Genomic DNA, 23,705 nt, shown 5'->3' with positions numbered 1-23,705 from the left:
TAGGACCGCTGATGCGCCGAAATGATGCCGGCCTGAAGGTGTCTGGGTACGCGGAAGCGGAAGAAGGGGTCGGCGTCATGTACCCAGCGACGGGGAACCTCATCTCACCTGTCGCGGACGCGGCCGCGGAGAACCGGTCCGGTCCGACTACGGCAGAAGCAACGAACACCCCGGACGGACCGTCGCATATACCCGTTCCTCAGCCACGGGTCGATGACTTCAGCTGGCTTCTGACACACTGCCCGAAGGCAGCTCGTGCCGCCCGGAAGATCGCTGCCGTCGTCCTGGCCGAATGGCACACGAGCGAAGAAGCGACTGACACGGCCCTGCTGGTGGTCTCCGAACTGGTCACCAACGCCGTAGAGCATGCGCAGCCACCGGTGACGCTGCATCTGCACCGTGAGCGTGCCGGGAGCCGTGTCTGGGTGGGCGTGAGCGATGGCGGCCCCGCCGAGGACGCAGGGCCCTGGATCTCGTCCTGCTCCGATGACGAGCACGGCCGGGGCCTGGAGGTCGTCGGCGCCCTGGCCACCGCCCACGGCACTCGCCACCACTCCGGTGGCATCACGCGGTGGGCGCGGCTGCAGACCACTGCACCTGAGGACTGACAGAAGCCGGGACCGCCCGGTGACCGTTCAACGAGCCGCGGACGTGGGGCCTCGCGAACACTTCAGCCTGAGCGAGGAGCTCTCCTTGGTCACCTTTGCAGGAGCGTCTCGCCGACCGTGAAGGCAGCTGCTCAGCCGGTGCGCAAGAGGTGAGCGAGACCGCACCACGCGCAGGCTGGTCCGCCGCCGGGCTCAATCGCGCACACACTCCTCGATCACCGTAGCGACGCGGGCCGTTGCCGGGGAAAAGCGGTCCGTCCGGCGGACCAGGAGGAGGTCGACTGCTTCGGCGTCCGCCAACGGCACGTACGTCACACCTTCCAGGTGGAGACTTCGTACCGACTGCGGGACCAGGGCCACACCGTGTCCCGCTGCGACGAACACGACCAGCGTCGCCGTCTCACTGACCTCCACCAGCGGCGAGGGTTCGAAGCCGGCGCGTTTGCACGCTGCGAGAACGCGGTCGTACATCGAGGATCGCGCCTGTGAGGGGTGGATCACGAAGGGCTCGTCGGCGAGATTTTTCAGAGCCATGCGGCTGCGGCCTGCGAGTGGATGGTGGGATGGAAGCACCGCCACGAGGGGTTCGGTACGCAGCGGCGTGATGTGGACGTCCTCGACGGGTGCTGCCTCTCGGACCACCACGAGGTCGTACGTCTCGTTGAGCAGCCCTTCGACGAGTCGAGGCGCGAGAACCTCCCCGTGCAGATCCAGAGTGACTCCGGGGAGTCGTTCTTTGACGGTGCGCGCGACCTTGGGCAGCACGTCGTAGGTCGCCGTGCCGATGAAGCCGACGGAGACACGGCCCGTGCGCCCTGCTGCCAGTTCGTGCATGTGGGAGCGCGCGCGTTCCTCACCTGCGACGAGTGTCCGCGCGTGGTCGGCGAGTCGGCGGCCGGCTTCGGTGAGTTCGACATGCCGGGTGGTTCGGGTGAAGAGGGCAAGGCCCAGTTCACCCTCCAGCTGCTTGATCTGCTGGGACAGGGCCGGTTGCGCTATGTGCAGGCGGGCCGCGGCGCGTCCGAAGTGGCAGTCCTCGGCCACGGCGAGGAAATAGCGGAGCTGACGGATCTCCATGCCTCCTTTTATAGCAGCTCCTTATAAATGCATAAGAATTAGGTGTTGGACACGATGAATGCGCCGCTCCTACGGTGACGGGATGACCGATAGCTACGTATATGCGGCAGCGAGAACGCCCTTCGGACGGTACGCGGGCGCCCTCGCCGGGGTGCGGCCCGACGACCTCGCCGCGCGGGCCATCAGCGGGGTCCTCGCCAAGACGCCCGCGCTCGACCCGGCTGAGATCGGCGACGTCGTCTGGGGCAACGCCAACGGCGCGGGCGAGGACAACCGCAACCTGGGCAGGATGGCCGTCCTCCTCGCGGGACTTCCCACTTCCGTTCCCGCCACGACGGTCAACCGTCTGTGCGGATCCTCGCTGGACGCCGCCATCATCGCCTCGCGTGCCATCGAGACGGGTGATGTGGACATCGTGCTGTCCGGCGGCGCGGAGTCGATGAGCCGGGCTCCCTGGGTCCTGCCCAAGCCTGCGCGCGGGTTTCCCGCAGCGGACGTCACCGCGGTGTCGACCACGCTGGGCTGGAGGCTGGTCAACAAACGGATGCCGAAGGAGTGGACCGTTTCCCTGGGCGAGGCGAACGAGCAGCTGGTCGATCGCTTCGGCATCTCGCGTGAACGGCAGGACGCTTTCGCGGTCCGCTCCCACACACTGGCTCAACAGGCATGGAACGCCGGCTTCTACGACGACCTGATCGTGCCGGTAGTGACGGAAAGAGATGGCACGGCAGTCGAACGGGATGAGGGCGTCCGTCCCGACTCCACCGTCGAGACGCTCGCCCGGCTCAAGCCCGCCTTCCGGCCGAACGGTGCCATCACAGCCGGTAATGCCTCCCCGCTCAATGACGGGGCCTCGGCCGTGCTGCTTGGTTCCGCCGACGCCGCGGCCCGTATCGGGGCCGCACCCCTCGCACGGATCGCGGGCCGCGGCGTCACCGCGCTCGACCCGCAGATGTTCGGGTTCGCGCCCGTGGAAGCAGCCAACCAGGCGCTGAAGAATGCGGGCATCTCCTGGGCCGATGTCGCCGCGGTCGAGCTCAACGAAGCATTCGCCGTACAGTCTTTGGCCTGCATGGACGCTTGGGGTGTGGATCCCGGCATCGTCAACACCAAAGGTGGCGCCATAGCGCTGGGCCACCCCTTGGGTGCGTCCGGTGGCAGGCTCCTGGGCACTCTGGCCCATCGGCTCCGCGAGTCCGGTGAACGGTGGGGTGTCGCGGCCCTGTGCATAGGTGTCGGCCAAGGTCTTGCCGTGGTGCTGGAGAACGTGACGGGGGGCCGGGGATGAGCACGCAGCTGTGCGCCGACGCCGATGAAGCGGTCGCCGGAGTCCAGGACGGCTCGACCGTGCTGATCGGAGGATTCGGCATGGCCGGGATGCCGGTGGCCCTGATCGACGCGCTCCTGAGACAGGGCGCCGGCGACCTGACCGTGGTGTCCAACAATGCGGGCAACGGTGACACCGGACTCGCCGCCCTGCTCGCGGCGGGACGCGTCCGCAAGGTGATCTGCTCCTTCCCGCGGCAGGCGGACTCCTGGGTGTTCGACGAGCTCTACCGGTCCGGAAAGGTAGAGCTGGAGGTTGTGCCGCAGGGCAGCCTCGCCGAACGGATCAGGGCCGCAGGCGCCGGCATCGGGGCCTTCTTCTGCCCCACCGCGGTGGGCACCCTGCTCTCCGAGGGGAAGGAAACCCGGGAGATCGACGGGCGCACGTATGTACTCGAATATCCGATCAAGGGGGACGTGGCTCTCATCAGCGCTCAGCGCGCCGACCGCATGGGCAACCTCGTCTACCGCAAGACGGCGCGCAACTTCGGGCCGGTCATGGCGACCGCGGCGACCACGGTGATCGCGCAGGTACGCGAGATCGTCGAGACCGGTGAGATCGATCCCGAGACCGTGGTCACTCCGAGCATCTACGTCGACCGAGTGGTGCAGGAAGGGGACGCGGCATGAACCCCGCCACGCGTTCATCGCACACGAATGCCCCGCTGGGCAAGCATGACATCGCAGCCCTGGTGGCCCGGCACATCCCGGACGGCGCGTTCGTGAACCTGGGCATCGGCCAGCCGACGCTCGTCGCCGACCACCTGCCACCTGGCTCGGGGGTCGTGCTGCACACGGAGAACGGCATGCTGAACATGGGCCCCGCCGCCACGGGAAGCGACATCGACCCGGACCTGACCAATGCCGGAAAGGTGCCTGTCACCGAGCTTCCGGGAGCGGCCTACTTCCACCACGCGGACTCCTTCGCCATGATGCGCGGCGGGCACCTGGACATCTGCGTCCTGGGCGCTTATCAGGTCTCCGCCCGGGGAGACCTGGCCAACTGGCACACCGGCGCACCCGATGCCATCCCCGCTGTCGGCGGGGCCATGGATCTGGCGATCGGAGCCAAGCAGGTGTTCGTGGTGATGACCCTCTTCACCAAGGACGGCGCACCGAAGCTCGTGAAGGAGTGCAGTTACCCCCTTACCGGCTTGGGATGTGTCGACCGCGTCTACACCGATCTGGCCGTGTTCGACATCTCGTCCCAAGGGGTCAGCGTCACGCACACCTTCGGAACCACCTTCGACGACCTCGCCGCGCGGCTGGACATGCCCCTGCTCGATGCCACCAAGCCGTGAGCTGAACCGCCGCCGGTCAAGATCTCATCGAACCGCTGACGTCGACGCGCGTTCGATCACTTCGGGGCTCTGGGGAACCACGATCCTTCGTGGTTCCCCTCCCGCCGCCATGTCGAGCGCGAGTTCGACTGCCTGCACCCCGAGTTCCTTGACCGGAAGAGCCACGGTGGTGAGCGCAGGCGTCAGGAAGCCGGCCAGGTCGTCGTCATGCAGCGCAATGACCGAGAGCTGCTCCGGAACCGTCAGGCCCATCGCCCGGGCGGCTGCCAGCGCCCCCACACCCATGGGAAACGTCGCCGCGAAGATCGCGGTCGGTGGGTTCGCCCCACCCGCGAGTCGCTGCACGGCGTTGAAGCCCGCGGCGTAGTCGCGCTCTTTGCACGAGGCGGTGAGTGCCTCGACCCCTGTCGAGCGAACTGCCGCCCGATACCCCTGCAGGCGCCGAACCATGGTGTCGAGGGACGGCGGTCCGAAGACGCCGCCGATCCGCCGGTGGCCCAGGTCTGCGAGATGCCGCACGGCGAGAGCCGCCGCGTCGCTGTCGCGCAGGACCACGCTCGCTCTGACAGCCATCACCTGCCGGTTCAGGAGCACCACCCGGTGCGGTGCCCACTCGGCGAGCTGGCGCAGTGCCTTGTCTTCGATCCGCCCGGAAGCCACGAGCATCGCGTCCACGCGTCCCTGCATCAGCATGTTCGTGATCGTTTCGTGCGGGTCGCCCGCCGCATGGGTCCCCATGACCAGGCCATAGCCCTTCAGGGCGGCATGCTCCTCGACGCTTTTCGCGAGGGCCGTATACATCGGACTGGTGAAGCCGGGCAGAAGCAGTCCGAGCGTGGTCGTGCGTGCGTTGCGCAGTCCGCGAGCTGCGACGTTGGCGCGGTATCCCAGGGCTTCCGCTGCCGCCAGGATGCGACTTCGCGTCTCGGCAGAGGCGAATCCCCGCGGATCGTCGCGCAAGACCCGCGAGACCAGGCTCGTATGTACGCCCGCCGCCGCGGCGACGTCGGCCAGGGTGGGCCTTCGCGGTCCCGTGGGCTTGGATCCCTTGGTCATGGTGACTCCCGTGCGGCTCCGCGGTGTTCGACCTGATGAATTTTTTATATCAAACGTTTGACGGACATGTTGCGCGCTTCTAGCGTCTGGCCTACCAAGCAACTCGAGGCCCTGCGGTGACGCGGTGAAAAGGAGAGCCCACAGTGACGGAAACGAATTCGAGCATGACCCACTTCACGCGCCCGTCATCGCAGTTCAAGGAGTACAAGGACCGCTACGAGACCATCGCGATGGAGCGGACCTCCGACGGCATCCTGACCATGCGGTTCCACACGGACGGCGGCCCCCTGCAGTGGAGCCTGCAGGCACACTACGAGTTCGAGGACGCCTTCGCACAGGTAGGGCGAGACCGTGAAAACGACGTCATCATCCTGACGGGCACCGGTGACGCCTTCAGCGGTCCGGCGATCAAGCCCGGCTCCCACCCGAACCGCAACAGCATGACTCCCTCCCACTACGACCCGATCCTGTGGGAGGGCAAGCATCTGCTCCCCAACCTCCTCTCGATCGAGGCACCGGTGATCGCGGCGATCAACGGTCCCGCGGTACGCCACGCCGAGATCCCGCTGCTCTCGGACATCGTGCTCGCGACCGATTCCACGTACTTTCAGGACACCGCCCATTTCGCCGGGGGGATGGTCCCCGGAGACGGCATGCACATCGTCATGCCCCTGCTGATGGGACTGACGCGCGGTCGGTACTTCCTGTACACCGGGCAGAAGATCGAAGCGGCCGAAGCGAAGGACCTCGGCCTGGTCAATGAAATCCTTCCCGAGGACCAGCTCCTGGAACGAGCCCAGGAACTGGCCGCGGAACTCCTGAAGCAGCCTCGGCTGGTGAGGCGCTACACGCGCACCGTGGTGACCGAGACTCTGCGGGAGCAGATGCACGGACTCCTCGGATACGGACTGGCGCTGGAGGGCTTGGCCCGCATGCGCGAGAACTGACCACCCACCCCACCGAGACGACGACCGAGCGGACCCGAAGGCAGGAGCTGATCATGGCCTCCAGTTGGAGCAGTTTCTATCGTGGCTACGTCGAGGAGCCCAGCCTGGTGGAGGTGGGAGACGGCGTGTACGCCTACCTCCACCACGACGGCAGCTGGGGACTCAACAATTCCGGGTTCGTGCACTCAGGCCATGAACTGGCGGTGATCGACACCGCGCTGACCGAAGACCGCACCCGTCAGTTCCGTGAGGCGATGACCCGCAGGTCCGGCGTGGAAAAGCCGCAGGTGCTGATCAATACGCACCACCACAGTGATCACACCTTCGGCAATTCGGTCTTCGATGACGCCTGTATCGTGGCCCACCGCCTTTGCCGGGAGGCCGTGGTCAAGCAAGGACTGAAGCCCACGGACCAGGACCCGATCGTCCCGTGGGGATCTTTGAAAGTGCGTCCCCCACAGCTCCTCTTCGACGAGAAGCTGGAACTGTACGTCGGCGATCACCGGGCAGAGCTGATTTTCGTCGGGCCGGCCCACACCACCAACGACATCGTGGTCTGGCTGCCCGAGGAACGCGTCCTGTTTGCCGGTGACGTGCTCTTTCACGACGCGACGCCCATTACCCACGGTGGCTCCACCGCGGGATCCGTGCGGGCACTCAACACCATGAAGGCCCTCGATCCACGCGTCATTGTTCCGGGCCACGGCACGGTCTGCGGTCCCGAGGTGATCGACCAGTGGCTCGGTTACTTCTCCTTCATCACCGACACGGCGGCCAAGGCCTTGAACGCCGGCCTGTCCGTACTCGACGCCGCCCGGGAGCAGGACCTCGGCGCATACGCTGAGTGGCAGCACCCGGAGCGCTTCGTGTTGAACCTCCACCGGGCCTACGAAGAACTCAAGAACGGCCCGGCGGCCTTCGTCGACGAGGCTGCTGCGTTCGACGACATGCTGCGGCTCAATCCCGCCTCGTACGGCCACCGCATCATCAAGGACCGCGAGGCGTACATCGACCCCTGCTCGTCGGAGCGGGGCGCCGTGCCCGTCCGTGACGCTCAGGCGTGACAGCCGTGAACACCCCCAGGATCGGCTCCGACAGCGCACCGACGCGTGCGGAGACCGAGCGCGCCCGATGGCCCAAGTACGACGCGTTCGCCTTCATCAGCGGGGGCGCCACGTACCTGGATGACATCGAGCCCGACGGAACATTGCACATGGCGGTCGTGCGAAGCCCCGTGGCCCATGGAAAACTCCTGGGCGTCGACGTGAGTCAGGCCCTTGCCATGGACGGTGTGGTGACTGCCGTCGACGGCCACGAGGCGGCCCGGCACCTGGCTCCGATGCCCTATGTGCAAAACCCCGAGGACATCGGCGCTCAAGCGTTTCGTGTGACAGCTCTCGCGGTCGATGAACTGCGCTGGCTCGGCGAGCCGGTGGCCGTCGTCGTCGCCGAGTCTGCGCCCGTCGCCCGCGCCGCTGCGTCGGTTGTGCAAGTGCATTACGAGGAACTCCAGCCGATCCTCGACGTCGGCGAGCTGGCCGCGAATCCGTCCCTCATGGACGAGCAGTTCGCTGATTCCGTCCTGTCCGCGAACGACTTCACCCGGGGGGACACGGACAGCGCGTTCGCGTCGGCGCCTCACTCCCTGGAGAGCACATTGCGGATCGGACGCAGCAGCACGGCGCCGATGGAACCGCGGGGCTACCTCGCATCATGGGACGCTGATGCCCGACTGACCGTTCACGCCTCCCATCAACAGCCATTCCAGTTGCGGTGGGAGCTTGCGACCATGCTCCGGATTCCCGAGGAATCGGTACGCGTCGTCGTACCCCAGGTCGGTGGCTCGTTCGGTCTGAAGATGACCGGCTTCGCCGAGGAGCCCCTCGTGTGTCTGCTGAGCAAACTGACCGGCCGACCGGTCAAGTACGTCGAGAGCAGGGCCGAATGCTTCCTCGGAGGAGGACGCGAGCAGATCCACCGTGCCGCGGTCGCCTTCGACGACCAGGGCCGTCTCCTCGCCCTGCGCGACCACATCACCATCCCGGTCGGCGCGGCCTCCACCTCGCCCGGCTGGCGCATGGCCTACGTGACCGCGGCCACCTTCCCGAGCGCCTACGACATCCCGGCCGTGGAAATCCGTTCACGCGTCCTTCTCACGAACCAGCCTCCTTGGCATTCCTGCCGTGGCTACGGCAAGGACACCGCCATCGTGGTCATCGAGCGGCTCGTCGACAGGGTTGCCTCGTACCTCGGCCTCGACCCGGCCGAAGTCCGTCGGCGCAATCTGCTCCCGAGCCACCGCTTGCCGCATCGTCTGCCCTCGGGCTACCTCATCGACAGTGGTGATTTCGGCGCGCTTCTCGACCGTGCGCTCACGCTCGCGAACTACGAGCCGGCGAACAGCGCCCGGGGCAAGGAACCGGAGGCCGACATGGCCGAAGGTGTCGGCATCGCCTTCGAGATCACCCCTGAAGGCGGAGGCCACCCGTCCGGCCCGTTGCGCACCGCAGCCCGGCCCACGGCCCCGGCTCCCGAGGCCGCCACTGTCTCGATGAACGCCGAAGGCCGGATCGAGGTGCGCAGCAGCGTCACCAATCCCGGGGGAGGCAACGACACATCGCTGGCGACGCTCGCGGCAGAGGCACTGGGCACCAGCCGCGCGATGGTCACAGTGGTCCAAGGGGACACGGACCGCGTCCCACAGGGGACCGGCCATGCCAGCAGCAGGGCCACAGCCGTGGGCGGCGCCGCCGTCGTTCTGGCGGCGCGAGACATCGCCGACAGGCTCCGCGCGAGGGCGGCCGAGTTGACGGGTGTACAGCCTGACGAGGTCACGCTCGTCGACGGGCGGATCGAGATCCAGCAGCGTCCGGTCATGACCATCGCCGATCTCTGCTCTGATCTGTGCACCACCGGGCGGGCCCCCGAACTCGTCGCCACCCGCTCCTACGTGCCGGTCAACCAACAGGGCCTCAACGACAGCGAGCCGTACCGCTACACCTATCCGTACGTCTCCAGCGGTGTGTACGTCGCCCGGGTGCTCGTCGACCTGGCCACGGGAAAGACCACGATCACCGGTCTGGTCGCGGTCCATGACTGTGGTCGTGTCATCAACCCCACCCTCGTGGAAGGCCAGATGCACGGCGCTATGGCCATGGGAGCCGGGCTGGCCCTGTTTGAGGAGATTCTGTCGGCAGACGACGGAAGCCCTCTCACCGACACCTTCAAGCACTACATGCTGCCGCGGGCGAACGACCTGCCGAGCATGATCGTCGAGCATGTGGAGACGCCGTCGCCGCACACCCTCATGGGAGCCAAGGGCGCCGGCGAGGCCGGAGTGGGCGGCGCGATGGCCGCGGTTCTCAACGCGGTGACGAACGCCCTCGGTCCCAACTGCCCGCCTCCGACGGCACTTCCTCTGACTCCTCCCCGAGTTCTCGATCTCCTCGCCCATTCCCACGGGAGGACCGAGCCATGATCCGGCACCTCGTCCGACCCCGGACGGTCACCGAGGCCACCACCGCTCTGGCCGAGGCGAACGCGGTAGACGGACACGCACTCATCATCGGCGGTGGCACCATCGCCGTTCCGCAACTCGTCCGGCAGGAAGTGCAGCCCACGCACATCGTCGACTTGGGTGACCTGGATGTCGCCCGCATCCGGCGCGACGAGAGCGCGGTTCACCTGGGCCCCGCCGCCACCTACCAGTTGCTCATCGACACGCCCTGTGCCGAGCGGTGGACACCCCTTCTCCACCTGATGGCCAAAGGAATCACGGGCGGCATCCAGATCCGCAGCCAGGGCACGATCGCCGGATCACTGGTCTGCGCACGTCCCTACTCCGACGCGCCGGCAGTTCTCGTCGCCCATGACGCTCGTGTCACGGTCGCCTCTGTACACGGCACACGCACCGTGTCGGTCGAACGGTTTCTCACCGCCCCCGAGCGTCCGGACCTGCGTCCCACCGAACTCGTCACCGAGGTCATCCTCCCGTATCGGCCCGAAGCCGTGGCGCACGGCTACTACAAGCTCAAATTCGCCGAGTCCTCCTGGCCCGTCGTGACCTGCGCCTGCTCGATTCTGGCAGACGGAACCGCCGAACTCACCCTGGGCGGAGTCAGGGGGGTGCCCTGGAAGATCCGAGTGTCCAGCGACTTGTCGCACAGCCCGCACGAGCTGCGTGACGTCATGGACGATCACATGTCGGCCTTCACCGAGGACGATTTCTGGCACGACATCCGAGCGGACAGTTCCTACCGGCGCCGGGTCGCCGCCACTGTCGCGGCGCGCGCACTGCGGCAGGCGGCCGCGCGGCTCCTCTCACCAGGTACGGAGCAATCATGAGCAGCGAAGAGATCACCTTCACACTCAACGGCAACCCCGTTCGCGCCGCGGTCGACGATGTCGAGACTCTGGTCGACATCCTGCGCCGGGACTGCGGTGTCGGCGGTGTGAGGGTGGGATGCCGCAATGGCGACTGCGGGAGCTGTACGGCCATGGTCGACGACGCATGCGTCAAGACCTGCCTGATGCTCGGCGGCCGAGCGCGCGGTTCTGAGGTGGTCACCCTCGAAGGCCTCGGGAGTCTCGACCGCCCCCACCCGGTCCAGACCGCCTTCATGGAAACCTACGCGTTCCAGTGCGGCTTCTGCCTACCGGGCATGGTGCTCTCGACGATCAGCCTGCTTGCGCGCATCCCGCAGCCGGACGAGACGGAAATCCGGGACGCGCTCAGCGGAAACCTGTGCCGGTGCACCGGTTACGAGAACATCGTGAAGGCTGTACAACGCGCCGCGCAAATGATGCAGCGGGCACCCAAATGAATTTCTGAAATCATCCCTTTCCTCATCTGGACGGCAGGCCCCGCAGAAGGAATCCCTGCTCCGCACTTGCCATACCCACTTGAGGTTCCAGCGGTGAGTTTCAGAACAATCAGCACCGTGCGGAGTGAGAAAGGCGTCAGCACCACCGAAATGCCGGAAACTGAAAAGATCTGATTTCCGGAGACTTTCCAGAGAATGGACTCAGGATCATGCAAACCCTTGAACACGCAGTGCGCGAGAGAGAAAAAGTGACCCGCCCGCAGTTCCTTGCGTGGCTCACCGCGTTCGCGGGGTGGCTGTTCGACTACTACGAGATCGCGCTGATGACGTTCCTGATCGTGCCCATCGCAGCGGAGTTCGATCTGTCGTCGCAGCAAACCGCCCTCCTGCTCTCGCTCCAACTCCTTGGCATCGCGGTCGGTGGCGTCGTCTTCGGGTATCTGGGAGATCGGATCGGACGCCGCCGCGTGCTGATGATCACCATCGTGATCTTCGGGGTGTTCACGCTGGCTCGGGCGTTCGTGCCCAACTACCCCACTCTCGTCGTCTTCGGCATACTCGCCGCGATAGGGCTGGGCGGCGAGTTCGGAGTGGGGCAGTCCCTCGTGTCGGAGGCCATGCCGGCGCGCAGCCGTGGCTGGTGGGGTGCAGCCCTCTACAGCGGCGTGGGAATCGGGCTGGCCATGGCCGCTCTGGTCGGCGGATATCTTCTGCCCGTCATCGGCTGGCGCTGGGTCTTCGCCGTGTCTTGCCTGCCGATCCTCCTGGCGATCCTGGCAAGGTTCGCCGTTCCCGAGTCCGACGAGTGGGAAGCGCAGTCTCGCGGAGAACGCGTCGCGATCGACTGGAAACTGGTGCGGTCAAGGCTTTTCCTCAAGCCGTTCTTCCTCTGTCTGACGGCCTGCTCAATTGAATTCTTCGCCTTCTACGGCGTTGCGGCGCTCCTGCCCAAGTACCTCATCGAGGTCCAGGGGTTCAGCTTCAGCAAGGCCGCCTGGTGGACGGTTACCGTCGGCCTGTCGATCTTCTTGGGTTCAGTCACCTGCGGCTACCTGGCCGACCGAATCGGCCGCCGCCTCACGTGGTGCATCATGGCTTCGATCGCTGCCATCGGGAGCATCCTGCTCGGGCTCGTCCTGCAGACCGACGTCCAGGGTCTGGTAAGTCTGGTGCCGATCTTCATCATGTATTTCGGCACTGGTGTCGCCGCCGCCTTCGGTCTGGTCTTCTCCGAGCAGTTCCCCACGCGGGTACGTTCCCTGGGAGTTGGCAGTTCGCTGCAGCTCGGACGAGGGCTCTCGTTCTTCCCCCCGCTCATCGCCGCAGCTGTCTATCCGGTGTACGGGTATTCGGTCCTCGTCTTCTCCGGTGCTGCCCTCTTCGCCATCCTCGCCGCGATGGGATGGGCATTCAGGGAAGGGCGCGGACGAGCCATGGCCGACATCGAATACGACTTCGCCACCAGCTGACCAAGCGGCCCGTAGCGTTTGCGGCACCGAGGGGAGCTGCCGCAAACGAACACAGGCTGCGTACAACGAGGGGACCCCACGGGCAGCGTGCCCTGAGCACAGGGAAGAGCGGCAAGTGCTGGACATCGCAGACGAGTTGAGCCGGTGGATCGAGCTGGGACGCGACTTCGCCGTGGCCACAGTGGTAGGGGTCAGCGGCAGCGCGCCGCGGCAGCCGGGCGCGGCCCTCGCTGTCGACGAAGAGGGCCACGCGATCGGCTCCGTCTCCGGCGGCTGTGTGGAGGGCGCGGCCTACGAGCTGTGCCGAGAGGCGATCGCCGACGGAGTCAACCGCCGGGAGCGCTTCGGCTACAGCAACGACGACGCCTTCGCCGTAGGCCTGACCTGCGGCGGCGCCATTGACATTCTGGTCACGCCGGTCCGGGCCGAGGACCGTACGTATGCCGTGCTGTCAGCCGCGGTGGCCGCCGCTACGGCGGGGCAGGCAGCGGCGCTCGCGCGCATCGTGTCGGGGCCGGCCGAACTCGTGGATGGCGCGCTGCTGGTGCGCCCGGACGGCAGCCGGCTGGGTGGCTTCGGCGACCAGCCCGAACTCGACGACATCGTCGCCGGCGAGGCACTCGCATACCTCGATGCCGGCCGCACGGCTGCTCTGCGGATCTGCGAGGAGAGATTCACCAGCGGCAGCCCTGTCACCGTCCTGATCGAAACCTCGCTGCCGGCACCTCGGATGATCGTCTTTGGAGCGATCGACTACGCATCGGCGCTCGTCAAGATGGGCAAGTTCCTCGGCTATCACGTCACCGTGTGCGACGCACGTCCCGCGTTCGCGACTGCCGCCCGGTTTCCGGATGCGGATGAGATCGTCGTCGAGTGGCCGCACCGATACCTGGGGCGTACGGACGTGGACGGCCGCACAGTCGTGTGTGTGCTCACCCATGACGCCAAATTCGACATCCCGCTGCTGCACCTCGCGCTGCGCCTGCCGGTCGCGTACATCGGCGCCATGGGCTCCCGCCGCACCCACCTCGACCGTACCGAGCGCCTGCGCGAAGCGGGCGTCACCGAGGCGGAGTTGGCACGGTTGCACTCCCCGATCGGCATCGACCTCGGAGCCCGCACCCCGGAGGAGGTCGCGGTCTCCATCGCGTCGGAGATCGTAGCGAACATGCGCGGGGGCAGCGGGGTCTCGCTGACCGGGGCGCACACGGCGATCCACCATGACGCGGTGGCACGCGGACAGGGCATGACTTCTTTCGGCTCTGGAATGGGACAGGACGAAAACAGCTGATGCTGGGTACGACTACGACCACCTGCGCCCTTGGCCCCGCGCAAGGGGAAGTCCTGCAGCGAGTCCACGCGGCTCAGCGTGCTCGGTCCGCGGCGATCACGGCCTGGATCACGCCGGGAAGCGGCGGTCCCACAGGAACGCGTCCCGCTGAGGGCGCTGCGTGGTGGGGTACCGGGATGCGAGCGCAGGACTCACCAGTCGTCCGCGGCCAGGCCGCCGCTGTCGTCGGAGAGCCCGAACGCGAGGTCCACCACGCATCCACGAAGGTGCAGTGCTTCGCGGAACCAGATGGCTCCCGCCAGAATCCAGCTCAGTTCGTTGAGCAGCCCGCTCGACTCGAAACGCCGGATCAGTATCCCGACCGCTCCGGCGCCGTCACTGGCGGGAGTCCCGTTCGCGGCTTCGCCGTCGAGGTCTTCGGCGTAGACCCGCTCGCAGAGTATGTACTGCGTCAACGAGCACGCGGCGTTCTCGACGTCGTCGAGCAGGTCGTGCATCAGACCGCTCCAGCGGGGGAGGTCACCGCACGTGGGACAGAACTGTCCCTTCTCCTTCAGGCGGACGTCGTCTCGCGCGAGAGCTGAGTAGACCCGGGTGCACAACTCCTCCTCCACCCCGTCCCACTCTCGACGATTCTCCTCAAGCACCGGCCACTTCCGCGCCATCCACTCGTACGGAATTCCAGCAGCGCGCTCGACGATGTTGTGGCGGCCGTTGATGATGTTCCAGATGACCGTGTTGGACACCGCTTCGGCCCCCGGTCTGTTGGCTCCGGACCGGGCTATGGCCAGCATGGATCTGGACAACGCCCGGTAGGCGTCCTCTGCGTCAGCGCCGCCTGGTAGCGCACCCGGGCCGGCTCCCAGTATGAGTCCGTTGTTGACCACTCCCAGGGCCATGTCACTGCTGAGGTCGCTGTAACCGTTGAGCGTCTGTGAGATCGCGAGATCGTCGAGTGACCGCTCATCGGCGTCGTAGGCGGCGGCAAGATGCGGCAGACACGTGTCCACCGCGAGGATCAACTTCCGTTCTCCGCAGCTCAATGATCCATAGCGGGGTATCGCTGCGGGACCGCCGGGGCGGCGGCCCGGATACCGCTGGGTGATGTCCAGAAAGGTGTTCCAGACACCGATGAGCGCGACCATCACCGCCGTCTCGCGCAGTGGTTCGACCGAGGCCCAGCGGCGCAGGTTGTCGCGGATCGATGTGGCGGTGGCCCCACCGTCGGGTCCGGCGAGTTTGAGGTTGTCGATATGAATGTCGTCAAGGTAGCCGAACACCTCGGTCAGCGCGGTTTCGCGCCGGTTGCCGTTGACCAGCCACCTCGCCGCGGGCATCACGGTGAAGGCCGGTACGGCGTACACGCGTGACGTCATGGCGCCCTGGAAGCCCCATTCCTGGACGGCTCGGGACCACAGCCCGCGCTCGGTGCGGGGCGGCCTGCCTTTGCCGGCGTTCTGTGCCCTCTGGGGAACTCCAAGAGCCCGGACCGCTTTCATCAGGGGCGAGTCCGCCACCAAGAGCCGCAGTGTGTCCCAGTCCCGCGCGGGCGGGGTCTCGGGGTAGTGCGTCTCGGCCCAGGCCCACAGACAAGGAGAGTCACCGTCGCATCCGCACGGCCGCACAGGACCGGCTTGTGCTGATTGCCCCTCGTCTCCAGGGCGGGTCCACCGCGCTGATCCCGCCCAAGCCGGACAACGTTGTCCGTCAGCGCTGTCAAGCGCGGAAACGCGGCTGGTGGGGCGGACGATGGCAGAGTCCGGCTCGTGCAGGATCGCGCCCAGCAAGGCGTATGCGGCGCGCTCCACGGTGTGGCCCAGTCCGTCGCCGCTCGGGTCCTCGGATCGGGGCAGCTGCAACTGCCCCGCTACCGTGGCGAGGCACCGGCGCCACTCGTCTTCGGTAGCGGCCGACAGCATGTCGGGCCATGTTGGTGGGCGGGGGCCGGGAACTTCCAGGCTTTCGGCCTCCGGCAGCAGCGCCATCCACGTTTCGGGGGAGCGTACGACGTCGGGATAGCGAACCGAAACTCTGGGGGCCTGCTTGACCCCGGGGTCGCCCAGAGTCACCAGTGATCGCTGTCGCCCCCTGAACTCCTGGACGATCCGAACGTCACCGTCGTGCGGAGTGGTCTGTCCGTCGTGCCGTATCGGGCCGGCGGTGATGGCTCGATACTCGGTGATGCTGCGTGGTACGGCTTTCGTCGAGGGGGTCAAGGCTCATCGCTCCATGGAGTGCTTCAGCGCGTCACCGTGGGCTGCTCGGTCAGCCCTCGGCATGGGTCGTGCCCCCGGCCGGCTCGTCCGCTTGCCGCTGAGAACCGCGGGCCGTCACACGCAGGCGCAGTCGGCGCGGAGTCAGGGAGGCTTTGACGGACGGTTGCAGGGGTTTGTCGGTGACGGGCGAAAGCTGCCAGCGCGAGACGACGGTGGCCACCGCCAACGTCGCCTGCGTCAGCGCGAACTGGTCGCCCATGCATTTGCGCGGGCCGGCGGAGAACGGGATGTAGATCTCCTGTGCCGGTGAACGGTCACGCCAGCGGTCCGGGACGAACTGATCTGCCTCGTCGTACAGGTCGGCCCGACGATGGACCTGGTACGGGCTGAATGCGACGATCGTGCCCTCCGGGAGAAGGTGACCATCCAGGACGACGTCAGAGGTCGTGACCCGGGTCAGCATCCACACCGCCGGATAGAGCCGCAGAGTCTCCTTGACCACGTTCCCGGTTGTCTCCAGCGCCGGCAGGTGAGTGAAGTCCAGAGGAGATCCGTGCCGGGCGCTCTCGACTTCCTGGTACACCCGGCGCTCGACCTCGGGGTGCTGCGACAGCAGGTGCATCGCCCAGGACAGCGTGCCCGCGGTGGTCTCGGTACCGGCAAGGAGGAACGTGAGGACCTCGTCGACGAGTTCGGTGTCTGTCCGGCCCGTCATGCTGTCCGGGTCGGCTGCGCTGAACAGCGCGGACAACAGGTCGCCGTGGTCGGATTCGTCTGCTCGCCGGACGGCGATGAGGTCGCCAACGGCCCCACGGAGGCGGCGGATGGCCTGGGCGTACTCGCGATTGCCTTTGCTGGGAACCTGGTTGAGCAGAGGCGGCGAGATCATTCGCCGGAAGAACCCGGTCATCAGGGTGAGGAAGTCGTCCGTGATCTGCGATGCCGTGGCGCGGGGCAGCGAGTTCGTGAACAGCGTCCGCACGGTGACTTCGACCGTCAGGGCCATCATTTCGCTGGTCACGTCCAGGACCTGACCGTCGTGCCAGGAGCGCGTGACCTTGTCGGCCTGTTCGGTCATGGTCGCCGCGTAGCCTGCCATCCGCTTCGGATGAAACGCGGGCTGTGAGAGGCGGCGCGCTCGCCGGTGGTCACTGTGCGGGCAGGTGATGAGGCCATTGCCGAGGGCCTCCCGGCCCCGCTCGAACAGTGGCCCGCCCTTGTCGAAGGTGCGGTCGTCGAGGAGCACTTTGCGGATCACGGCAGGATCGTTGACCAATACGACGGGCTTGGTTCCCATCTGTATGCGCACCAGGGGGCCGTAGCTGTGCAGGTTCGACACAAACGCCAGGGGATCGCGAGCCAAGGGTGCAATGTGGCCAAGTAGAGGAAGGATTCCAGACGCACGAGGAATCGTTTCTATTGCAGGCATGACAGCCTCTCGTTGCGGCATGTGTGTGGCCCGTGAACACGGGAGAAATGCGGCCGTGGTTGACCGCGTCTTCCCTCGCTGCTCTGCTTGCGGCGCGGCGGGCCGGAGTCTGCATCAAGGGATTTTCCGCACTTGTTTCCCTGGACACGGACGTCATGCTGACGGTGCCCTGTCTGGCGGCGCCCTCATGCGGTCCGGTGACGCGGCTCGTCGGCTTCCGACCCGTTCAGCACGTCGACACGACTTGTCATCCGTCGATCAGCAGAATCGTCAGCCGGACTCCCAGATCAAGCACGTTCGGTACGGCAACGAATCTAGGCACGCCGCCTGACAAGTGTCAAGACCGAACGTTCTCCCGCGCAATATGAGAGAACGTAGTGAGGGCGTAAGGGGAAGGGTTGGGCGGGTCTGGAAGGCCTAAGGAACTAATAAGGATCGCGCGCATGGTGGGAGGGTGCGCCTCACCTGTTCCCGTAGGCGAGGCAGCTGTTTTCGGCCAGCCGCCCATCGAATGTCATGGTGATCGCCTGATCGAAACGTGCTGCTTTCCGTACTGGAACTCGCGACAATCGAGGCCGCCGGCACGGTCGCCGACACCTCGCGTGAGACGACTGCGTGCCCCCAGCAGGTCGAGGCCACCGGGTGCCCGGCGACTGTGGTACGCCGAGATCACCATTCGCCTGCGATCCGTACCTGCCCGCCTGTGGTGCTAATCGCCCATACCGCTACGTCGACTTCATCGATCCGGCTGGGTTCCCGGGGAGTTCTGACCCCCCATCACAATCCGATCTTGGTGGCGAATAGTTCGGTACGCTGCCGACCGCATCCTGAGCGCATCGATCTCGTCATTGGACGAGGGCCGGGAACCGGGGATGAGCCGACCGTGAGAACCCTGCATGAACAGGCTCGCTCTCAAACCGCTTGTCGTTGCCATACCCGCCATTGCTCCCGGCGCGTACCTCGCCGGCTCCGTCCGGTCGAACGAGGGGGACTGGTCCGCGCATCACGCGACTCAGCCGGCACTGCTGGACGAGGTCGATCGCCTGGCCGTTCGGCTACCGGCGTCTCACCCTCCGATACGGGCGAAAGGGCTCCCATGTCCCCTGTCTTCCGGATACCGCAGCACACCGGTCCGGCGGAGGCTTTCGAGCCGGGTGACGGGGATCGGTCTGCGACACGTGTGCTGGGAGCGGCGGCCGCAGCACCACCCGCCGGCTGGCCGTTCTTGGCGCCGACCGTCAGCGTACGGCCCGTCTGCGGATGCTCTCTGGGAATCTGTGCTCTTCAAGTTGAGTTGGTGACTCTGCGGGGGCCCCGGAGGGGTTGGGCGGTGGTGCGCCACGACCGCCGCAAGCTGTCGTGGGGTACGAGGTCTGAGCCCGGAGTGCGGCTACTGGGTCTGCTGTGAGGCAGAGGGCACTCGCCTGGCCGGGTGCGATGGCCGTGCGGGAGGTGTGCGCGTAAGGATCGGCGTGTTCGATGTAGGGGAGAACGTTCTTTCTTGACAGGTGTAGGTGAAACCGTGATGCTTGCCCGAGATAGAACGTTCAGTCTGAGCTCAAGCCCAGCGGCTCTCTGCACGCGCTTGTCCTCGGGGGAGGCTGACCGCGGCATCGCCTACTGAAGGGATCACCGTGATCACCGTTGACTCGCCCCCCGCTGTCCCACCCGCGGCCGCAGGGCGGACCGACGTGAGTGTCACGTCGTACGACGGCCCCGTCCCCACATCAGCCGGTTCGGTCCTCTGGTGCCGGGCTACGACTTTGGCGGAAAACGCATGAGCGACCAGCAGCCCGGCGGTACTGAGGGCGAAGCGGCAGACGGGCCCGAGCTGTATCTGCAAGGAGGGCAAGCACCGCAAGAGGTGGGCCCCACCTCGCCCAAGCGCCGGACTTCCCGGGCCGGGCGGATCGCCCGTGGGGCGCTGCTCGGCCTGGTGGCCGGCGGCGCGGGGCTTGCGGTGGGCGAGCTGATCGCGGTGGCTACGGGGGAAGCGTCCGCGCCGGTGACAGCAGCCGGCAACTGGGCGATCAGCATCACGCCTACGTGGCTTGAGCAGTTCGCGATTCGCAACTTCGGCAGTAACGACAAGACCGTGCTGCTGATCGGCGTCTATGTGACGCTGGCGTTGGCGGCGGCCGTGGACGGCGTGCTCGCCCGCACTCGGCTGACCCTTGCCAGCATCCTCACCGTGGCGGTCGGAGTGGTCGGCGCGATCGTCGCTGTCACACGACCGACTGCGGAAACCAGCTGGCTGTTCCCCTCCCTGCTCGCCGGGCTCGTCGCGGCCTTGATATTGCGATGGCTCACGAACTTGTCGCTCAGGCAGTCGGAGTCCTCCGCCGAGTTGACCGAGAGGCGCCGCTTTGTCCTCGGCACAGTGGGTACCGCTGCGGGTGCCCTGGTGGCCGGATACGGCGGGAAGGCATGGATAAAGAAGCGCTACAACGTTTCTGACGCGCGGGCGAAGGTCGTACTGCCGACTCCGGCGAAAAAGCTGCCCCAGCCTCCGGCCGCGGTGCACCCGAACGTGAGCGGGCTCAGTCCGTTCATCACTCCGACCTCTCAGTTCTACCGCGTCGACACGGCGCTCACCCTCCCTCATGTGGACCCGAGGGACTGGAAGCTGAAGATTCACGGCATGGTGGACCGCCCGTTCGAGATCTCTTTCGAAGAGCTGCTCTCCTACAGGTTCGAGGAACAGGACCTGACCTTGACCTGTGTCTCGAACCCCGTGGGCGGACCGTACGTCGGCAACGCTCGCTGGCTGGGGACGCCACTGGCGCCGCTGCTGCGCCGCGCCGGCGTCCACCGCGGGGCGGACATGATCCTGTCCACCTCGACGGACGGGATGACGATCGGCTCGCCCGTCGAAGCGGTACTCGACGGCAGGCAGGCGATGTTGGCGGTCGCGATGAACGGTGAGACGCTGCCGGTCAAGCACGGCTTCCCGTGCCGGATGCTGATTCCAGGGCTGTACGGATATGTGTCCGCCACCAAGTGGCTGACCGATCTGGAGATCACGACGTTCGCCAAGTCCGACGCGTACTGGACGCCGCGCGGCTATTCTCCGGAGGCGCCGGTCAAGACCGCGTCCCGGATCGAAGTGCCGAAGAGCGGGGCAACCGTACCGGCCGGGAACGTGGTGCTTGCCGGAACGGCTTGGGCCACCCACCGCGGCGTAGCCGCAGTGGAAGTCCAGATCGACAACGGGCCTTGGCGGGAGGCGACGCTGGCGGCGTCGGATACGCCGGACACCTGGCGGCAATGGTCCTATGAGTGGGCGGACGCGTCCAAGGGCTCGCACAAGGTCAAGGTGCGTGCGACCGACGGCACGGGTGCTGTGCAGACCTCGGTCGTCCAGGACGTGGTCCCGGACGGCGCGACCGGCTATCACACCATCACCGTGAAGGTTTCCTGAGCGGTTGCCATCGGCTGGGGGTGCCACCGTCGCGTCGCGGGCCGTCGGTTGTGGCGCGGCCGGCTCCAGCCTTCCTCAAGTGCCGGCACTGCGCAGGAGTCTGCGGATCAAGGTGGTCGAGACCACCTGCCGCAGGTCCGCGAGATAGAATGTTCGGTCTTGACATTGGTTACAAAGGCCCACTAAGTTCACCGTTGTATCGAGCGCTACATATGCGGACGACGAGTCCCTCTTCGCCGCGGATGACTAAGGATGGTCATGCTCCACACGAAATCAGTACGAACGCTTGGCCTCGGCCTTTCCCTCGCAGCCCTGGCGACGTTCGCGGCGGCGTGCAGTAGCTCTTCCGATGACTCGTCGGCCGCCAGCTCGACCACGGCTTCGGAGGCGCCGAAGTCGACGCCGGCCTCAGAGGCGCCCGACTCGGCCGACTCCGGCTCGAAGTTGGTCCTGAAGACCGCGAAGGGCAAGGCGGGCATCTGGCTCACTGATACGGCCGGACGCACGCTGTATCTGAACATGAAGGACACGAAGTCGGCGTCCACCTGCTATGACGCGTGTGCCAAGAAGTGGCCCCCGCTCACGACGGACAAGCCGGTGACCGTGGTCGGCAAGTACACCGTGCCGAGCAGCCTGGGCACCATCAACCGGACGGATGGCACAAAGCAGGTCACCTACGGGGGCCACCCGCTGTACTACTACACGGGCGACACCGCTCCGCAGCAGATCAAGGGCCAGGGTGTCGATGGCAAGTGGTTCCTCATCGGACCGATCGCCAACATCATGAACGGCTCCAAGCCGCCGACTGCCGGCTGAGACGAGTGGCATGGGTCACTCGTAGGTGTCGCCATGCCGCACGGAACTGCGTTGGTATTGCCGGGACTTCAGTCGCTTCAGTCGCTTCGATCGCTGACTGGCGACCTCGCCGGAACCCACACGGACTGTGAGCGCCGGTGACTCATCTGCCTCGCAGTTGCTGACCTGGTACATCCATCAGGTTGATGGTTCGTGTAAACGGCCGGGTGTGCGCGGGCGGAGCAGCCTGGACGGCTGCTGCCGGCCCGGTCGGTGGTGGACTTCGTGCTCGCTGGCCCTCTTCTCCACGGTGCCGCATCCGGACGTGATGCGGCACCTGGTCGAGGGCAAGGGCATACAGGGACCGCAGGGGAGCGGTCCGTAACCGCGAGGTCGTCACTGATTCGGGCCGGCAGTGGCTTAAGCCTGAGTCGCCGCGGGTGCTGATCGCCAGGACCGGGTACCACCGGGCCACTCCTGGAGCGCACTGCGGCTGCCGGCGCTGCGCATCGCATGTTTTGACGGCGATGGCAGCCCAGGCCACGAGTTGCCCAGGCCGTCCCGTACGCTCCTTCCGACCGGGGCCTGGCCCCGCTGCTGCGGGCCGGAGCAACTCACCCTGGCCGACCGGGAATTACCCGGAATGCCCACTGCTTGCACGGCAGTGACCTGCGCCGGACAGATCAGTCGTCATTCCCTGCTGTCAGGCGGGCCTTGACGCAGAGCGGATTGGCGCCGACAGGCCGGGCCGGCGCCCGCCTGGTAGCCGAATCGGCACAGGCAGGGGCAGCCTGCTGCGGATGATCCGAGGCCTGCCCGAGCCAGAGATCGGCGAGGTCGAGATACTCGGTACCGACGATTTCGACTTCCGTAAGGGCCGCCGCCTGGCCGAACGACCTGCCGGAGCAAAAGGCGGCCCGAGCCACCGGGATGTGAGGCCCGAGGTGGTGCAGCCGTCGAAGCTGCTGGGGACTGGTCGGCGCCCGCTCCGCTGATGATGTCGCCGTCAGGAGCCCGCAGCAGACGCACGTCGTCAACCTATGCCGGGCTACCTGTACGCCGGGCTACCTCTACGCCGGCTACCTGTACGGATCGCCTGAGTCGCCTTTGCCTTCCTGGACCGCCGCCTTGGGGCGTGCCCTCCAGGCCGACCGGAACGAGCCCGCGCAGGCCCACCCGCTGTGGTGGTCCACCCGGCGCCGCCATCAACACCGCGCCCGCCTCTGCCACTGCCGTTGGCATGCTCACGCCGAGTCCACACAATGATCCGCAGCAGCTGTCGACAGTTGCCGTGACTGACGCGCTGGTGTGCTGTCCCTCTGAGAGCTGTCCTGGTCACGGGCGGTGCAAGCCGGTGAGGAGCAGGTCGAGGTAGCGCAGGCCGAGTGCGGCTCGTTCGGTCGGGTCGAGGGCACTCTGGATGTTCGCGGAGTAGGCGATGCCGCACATGAGAGGGGTCATGTCCGACTCGGTGACGCCGGGATCGATGACTCCCGCCGCGTGCGCGCGTGCCAGCAGCTCAGCGAAGGCTGTGCCGAGCCTTCGTTTGAGGTCGCCGGTCTGCTCCAAGCTGTCAGTGGCTGCGGCGAACACGGGAGGGACCGCCGGGTCGGTCAGCAGGACTTCGATCACCGCGGCGAGGAAGTCACGCAACGCCGTCCATGGGTCGTCCTCGGCCAAGGCGTCCTCGGCTCGCCGCAGCAGCTGCTCGATGGCAGGCAGCGCGACGGTCTCCAGCAGCGCTTCCGGCGTCGGAAAGTGCCGGTAGACGGTGGCCACGCCGATGGATGCGGTCCGCGCCACATCGTTGAGCTGCAGGGATTTGCCCTCATCGACATACTGCCGGGCGGTCTCGACGATGTGGCGCCAGTTCCGGGCGGCGTCCTTGCGCAACGGCGGGGTGCTCATACCCACAGCATAACCAGATACTCTATCCGCTTGTGTTA

19 protein-coding genes are annotated in these 23,705 nt (G+C 66.6%); 14 read left to right on the top strand and 5 right to left on the bottom strand.

The annotated features are described in order from the left end of the window. Positions 1–11: 11 nt before the first annotated feature. Entirely contained in the window at positions 12–608 is a 597-nt protein-coding gene (locus M2163_RS03085; protein ID WP_280854630.1) for an ATP-binding protein, read from the top strand. Positions 609–800: 192 nt separating this feature from the next. Here the strand turns inward: M2163_RS03085 and M2163_RS03080 are convergent, their stop codons facing one another. Then, positions 801–1,685, bottom strand: coding sequence for a LysR substrate-binding domain-containing protein (locus M2163_RS03080; RefSeq protein ID WP_280854631.1), 885 nt, complete (start codon positions 1,683–1,685; stop codon positions 801–803). Positions 1,686–1,767: 82 nt separating this feature from the next. Here M2163_RS03080 and M2163_RS03075 point away from each other — a divergent pair, with 82 nt between their 5' ends. The 3 genes from M2163_RS03075 to M2163_RS03065 are packed head-to-tail and all read left to right on the top strand — an operon-like array spanning position 1,768 to position 4,312. Continuing rightward, positions 1,768–2,973, top strand: a complete 1,206-nt coding sequence (locus tag M2163_RS03075; protein ID WP_280893143.1) for a thiolase family protein — start codon at positions 1,768–1,770, stop codon at positions 2,971–2,973. After that, entirely contained in the window at positions 2,970–3,641 is a 672-nt protein-coding gene (locus tag M2163_RS03070) for a 3-oxoacid CoA-transferase subunit A (RefSeq protein WP_280854634.1), read from the top strand. The genes M2163_RS03075 and M2163_RS03070 overlap by 4 nt, the downstream gene beginning before the upstream one ends. Next, positions 3,638–4,312: a 3-oxoacid CoA-transferase subunit B gene (locus M2163_RS03065; RefSeq protein ID WP_280854635.1), complete on the top strand. Its 675-nt coding sequence runs from the start codon at positions 3,638–3,640 to the stop codon at positions 4,310–4,312. Before M2163_RS03070 ends, M2163_RS03065 begins: the two co-directional genes overlap by 4 nt. A gap of 24 nt (positions 4,313–4,336) precedes the next feature. On the opposite strand, the gene M2163_RS03060 is transcribed toward M2163_RS03065, so the two are convergent. After that, positions 4,337–5,368 (bottom strand): LacI family DNA-binding transcriptional regulator, encoded by a 1,032-nt coding sequence (locus M2163_RS03060; RefSeq protein WP_280854636.1) that lies wholly within the window; start codon positions 5,366–5,368, stop codon positions 4,337–4,339. Positions 5,369–5,532: 164 nt separating this feature from the next. Here M2163_RS03060 and M2163_RS03055 point away from each other — a divergent pair, with 164 nt between their 5' ends. The 7 genes from M2163_RS03055 to M2163_RS03025 all read left to right on the top strand — a co-directional run bounded on the left by M2163_RS03055 (position 5,533) and on the right by M2163_RS03025 (position 13,898). Further along, positions 5,533–6,315, top strand: a complete 783-nt coding sequence (locus M2163_RS03055) for an enoyl-CoA hydratase/isomerase family protein (RefSeq protein WP_280854637.1) — start codon at positions 5,533–5,535, stop codon at positions 6,313–6,315. Between the two features lie 53 nt (positions 6,316–6,368). Continuing rightward, a complete protein-coding gene (locus M2163_RS03050; RefSeq protein WP_280854638.1) occupies positions 6,369–7,379 on the top strand; it encodes an MBL fold metallo-hydrolase in 1,011 nt (336 codons plus the stop codon). A gap of 5 nt (positions 7,380–7,384) precedes the next feature. After that, on the top strand, positions 7,385–9,793 hold the full coding sequence (locus M2163_RS03045; RefSeq protein ID WP_280854639.1) for a xanthine dehydrogenase family protein molybdopterin-binding subunit: 2,409 nt from the start codon (positions 7,385–7,387) through the stop codon (positions 9,791–9,793). Continuing rightward, positions 9,790–10,659: an FAD binding domain-containing protein gene (locus tag M2163_RS03040; protein ID WP_280893027.1), complete on the top strand. Its 870-nt coding sequence runs from the start codon at positions 9,790–9,792 to the stop codon at positions 10,657–10,659. Before M2163_RS03045 ends, M2163_RS03040 begins: the two co-directional genes overlap by 4 nt. Continuing rightward, entirely contained in the window at positions 10,656–11,138 is a 483-nt protein-coding gene (locus M2163_RS03035; protein ID WP_280854641.1) for a (2Fe-2S)-binding protein, read from the top strand. Before M2163_RS03040 ends, M2163_RS03035 begins: the two co-directional genes overlap by 4 nt. A 209-nt stretch (positions 11,139–11,347) precedes the next feature. Continuing rightward, positions 11,348–12,607: an MFS transporter gene (locus M2163_RS03030; RefSeq protein ID WP_280854642.1), complete on the top strand. Its 1,260-nt coding sequence runs from the start codon at positions 11,348–11,350 to the stop codon at positions 12,605–12,607. 115 nt (positions 12,608–12,722) lie between these two features. Next, positions 12,723–13,898 carry an XdhC/CoxI family protein gene (locus M2163_RS03025; protein WP_280854643.1) on the top strand — a complete coding sequence of 392 codons (1,176 nt, stop codon included), beginning with the start codon at positions 12,723–12,725 and terminating at the stop codon, positions 13,896–13,898. A gap of 191 nt (positions 13,899–14,089) precedes the next feature. Here the strand turns inward: M2163_RS03025 and M2163_RS03020 are convergent, their stop codons facing one another. Next, positions 14,090–16,114: a hypothetical protein gene (locus M2163_RS03020; protein ID WP_280893026.1), complete on the bottom strand. Its 2,025-nt coding sequence runs from the start codon at positions 16,112–16,114 to the stop codon at positions 14,090–14,092. A gap of 49 nt (positions 16,115–16,163) precedes the next feature. Beyond that, complete coding sequence (locus tag M2163_RS03015) at positions 16,164–17,543, bottom strand: cytochrome P450 (protein ID WP_280893025.1); 1,380 nt, start codon at positions 17,541–17,543, stop codon at positions 16,164–16,166. 1,777 nt (positions 17,544–19,320) lie between these two features. Here M2163_RS03015 and M2163_RS03010 point away from each other — a divergent pair. From M2163_RS03010 to M2163_RS03000, 3 genes are all read left to right on the top strand, one after another. Further along, entirely contained in the window at positions 19,321–20,964 is a 1,644-nt protein-coding gene (locus M2163_RS03010) for a molybdopterin-dependent oxidoreductase (RefSeq protein WP_280893024.1), read from the top strand. Positions 20,965–21,222: 258 nt separating this feature from the next. After that, positions 21,223–21,780, top strand: coding sequence for a hypothetical protein (locus M2163_RS03005; protein ID WP_280854646.1), 558 nt, complete (start codon positions 21,223–21,225; stop codon positions 21,778–21,780). Between the two features lie 779 nt (positions 21,781–22,559). Further along, a complete protein-coding gene (locus M2163_RS03000) occupies positions 22,560–22,754 on the top strand; it encodes a hypothetical protein (protein ID WP_280893023.1) in 195 nt (64 codons plus the stop codon). 340 nt (positions 22,755–23,094) lie between these two features. On the opposite strand, the gene M2163_RS02995 is transcribed toward M2163_RS03000, so the two are convergent. Continuing rightward, a complete protein-coding gene (locus tag M2163_RS02995) occupies positions 23,095–23,667 on the bottom strand; it encodes a TetR/AcrR family transcriptional regulator (protein ID WP_280854647.1) in 573 nt (190 codons plus the stop codon). Positions 23,668–23,705 lie beyond the last annotated feature (38 nt).

It is taken from the genome of Streptomyces sp. SAI-135 (genome assembly GCF_029893805.1).
Classification (GTDB): Bacteria; Actinomycetota; Actinomycetes; order Streptomycetales; family Streptomycetaceae; genus Streptomyces.
The sequence above is the reverse complement of the archived record's forward strand: the minus strand, read 5'-3'. Positions and strand labels throughout refer to the sequence as shown.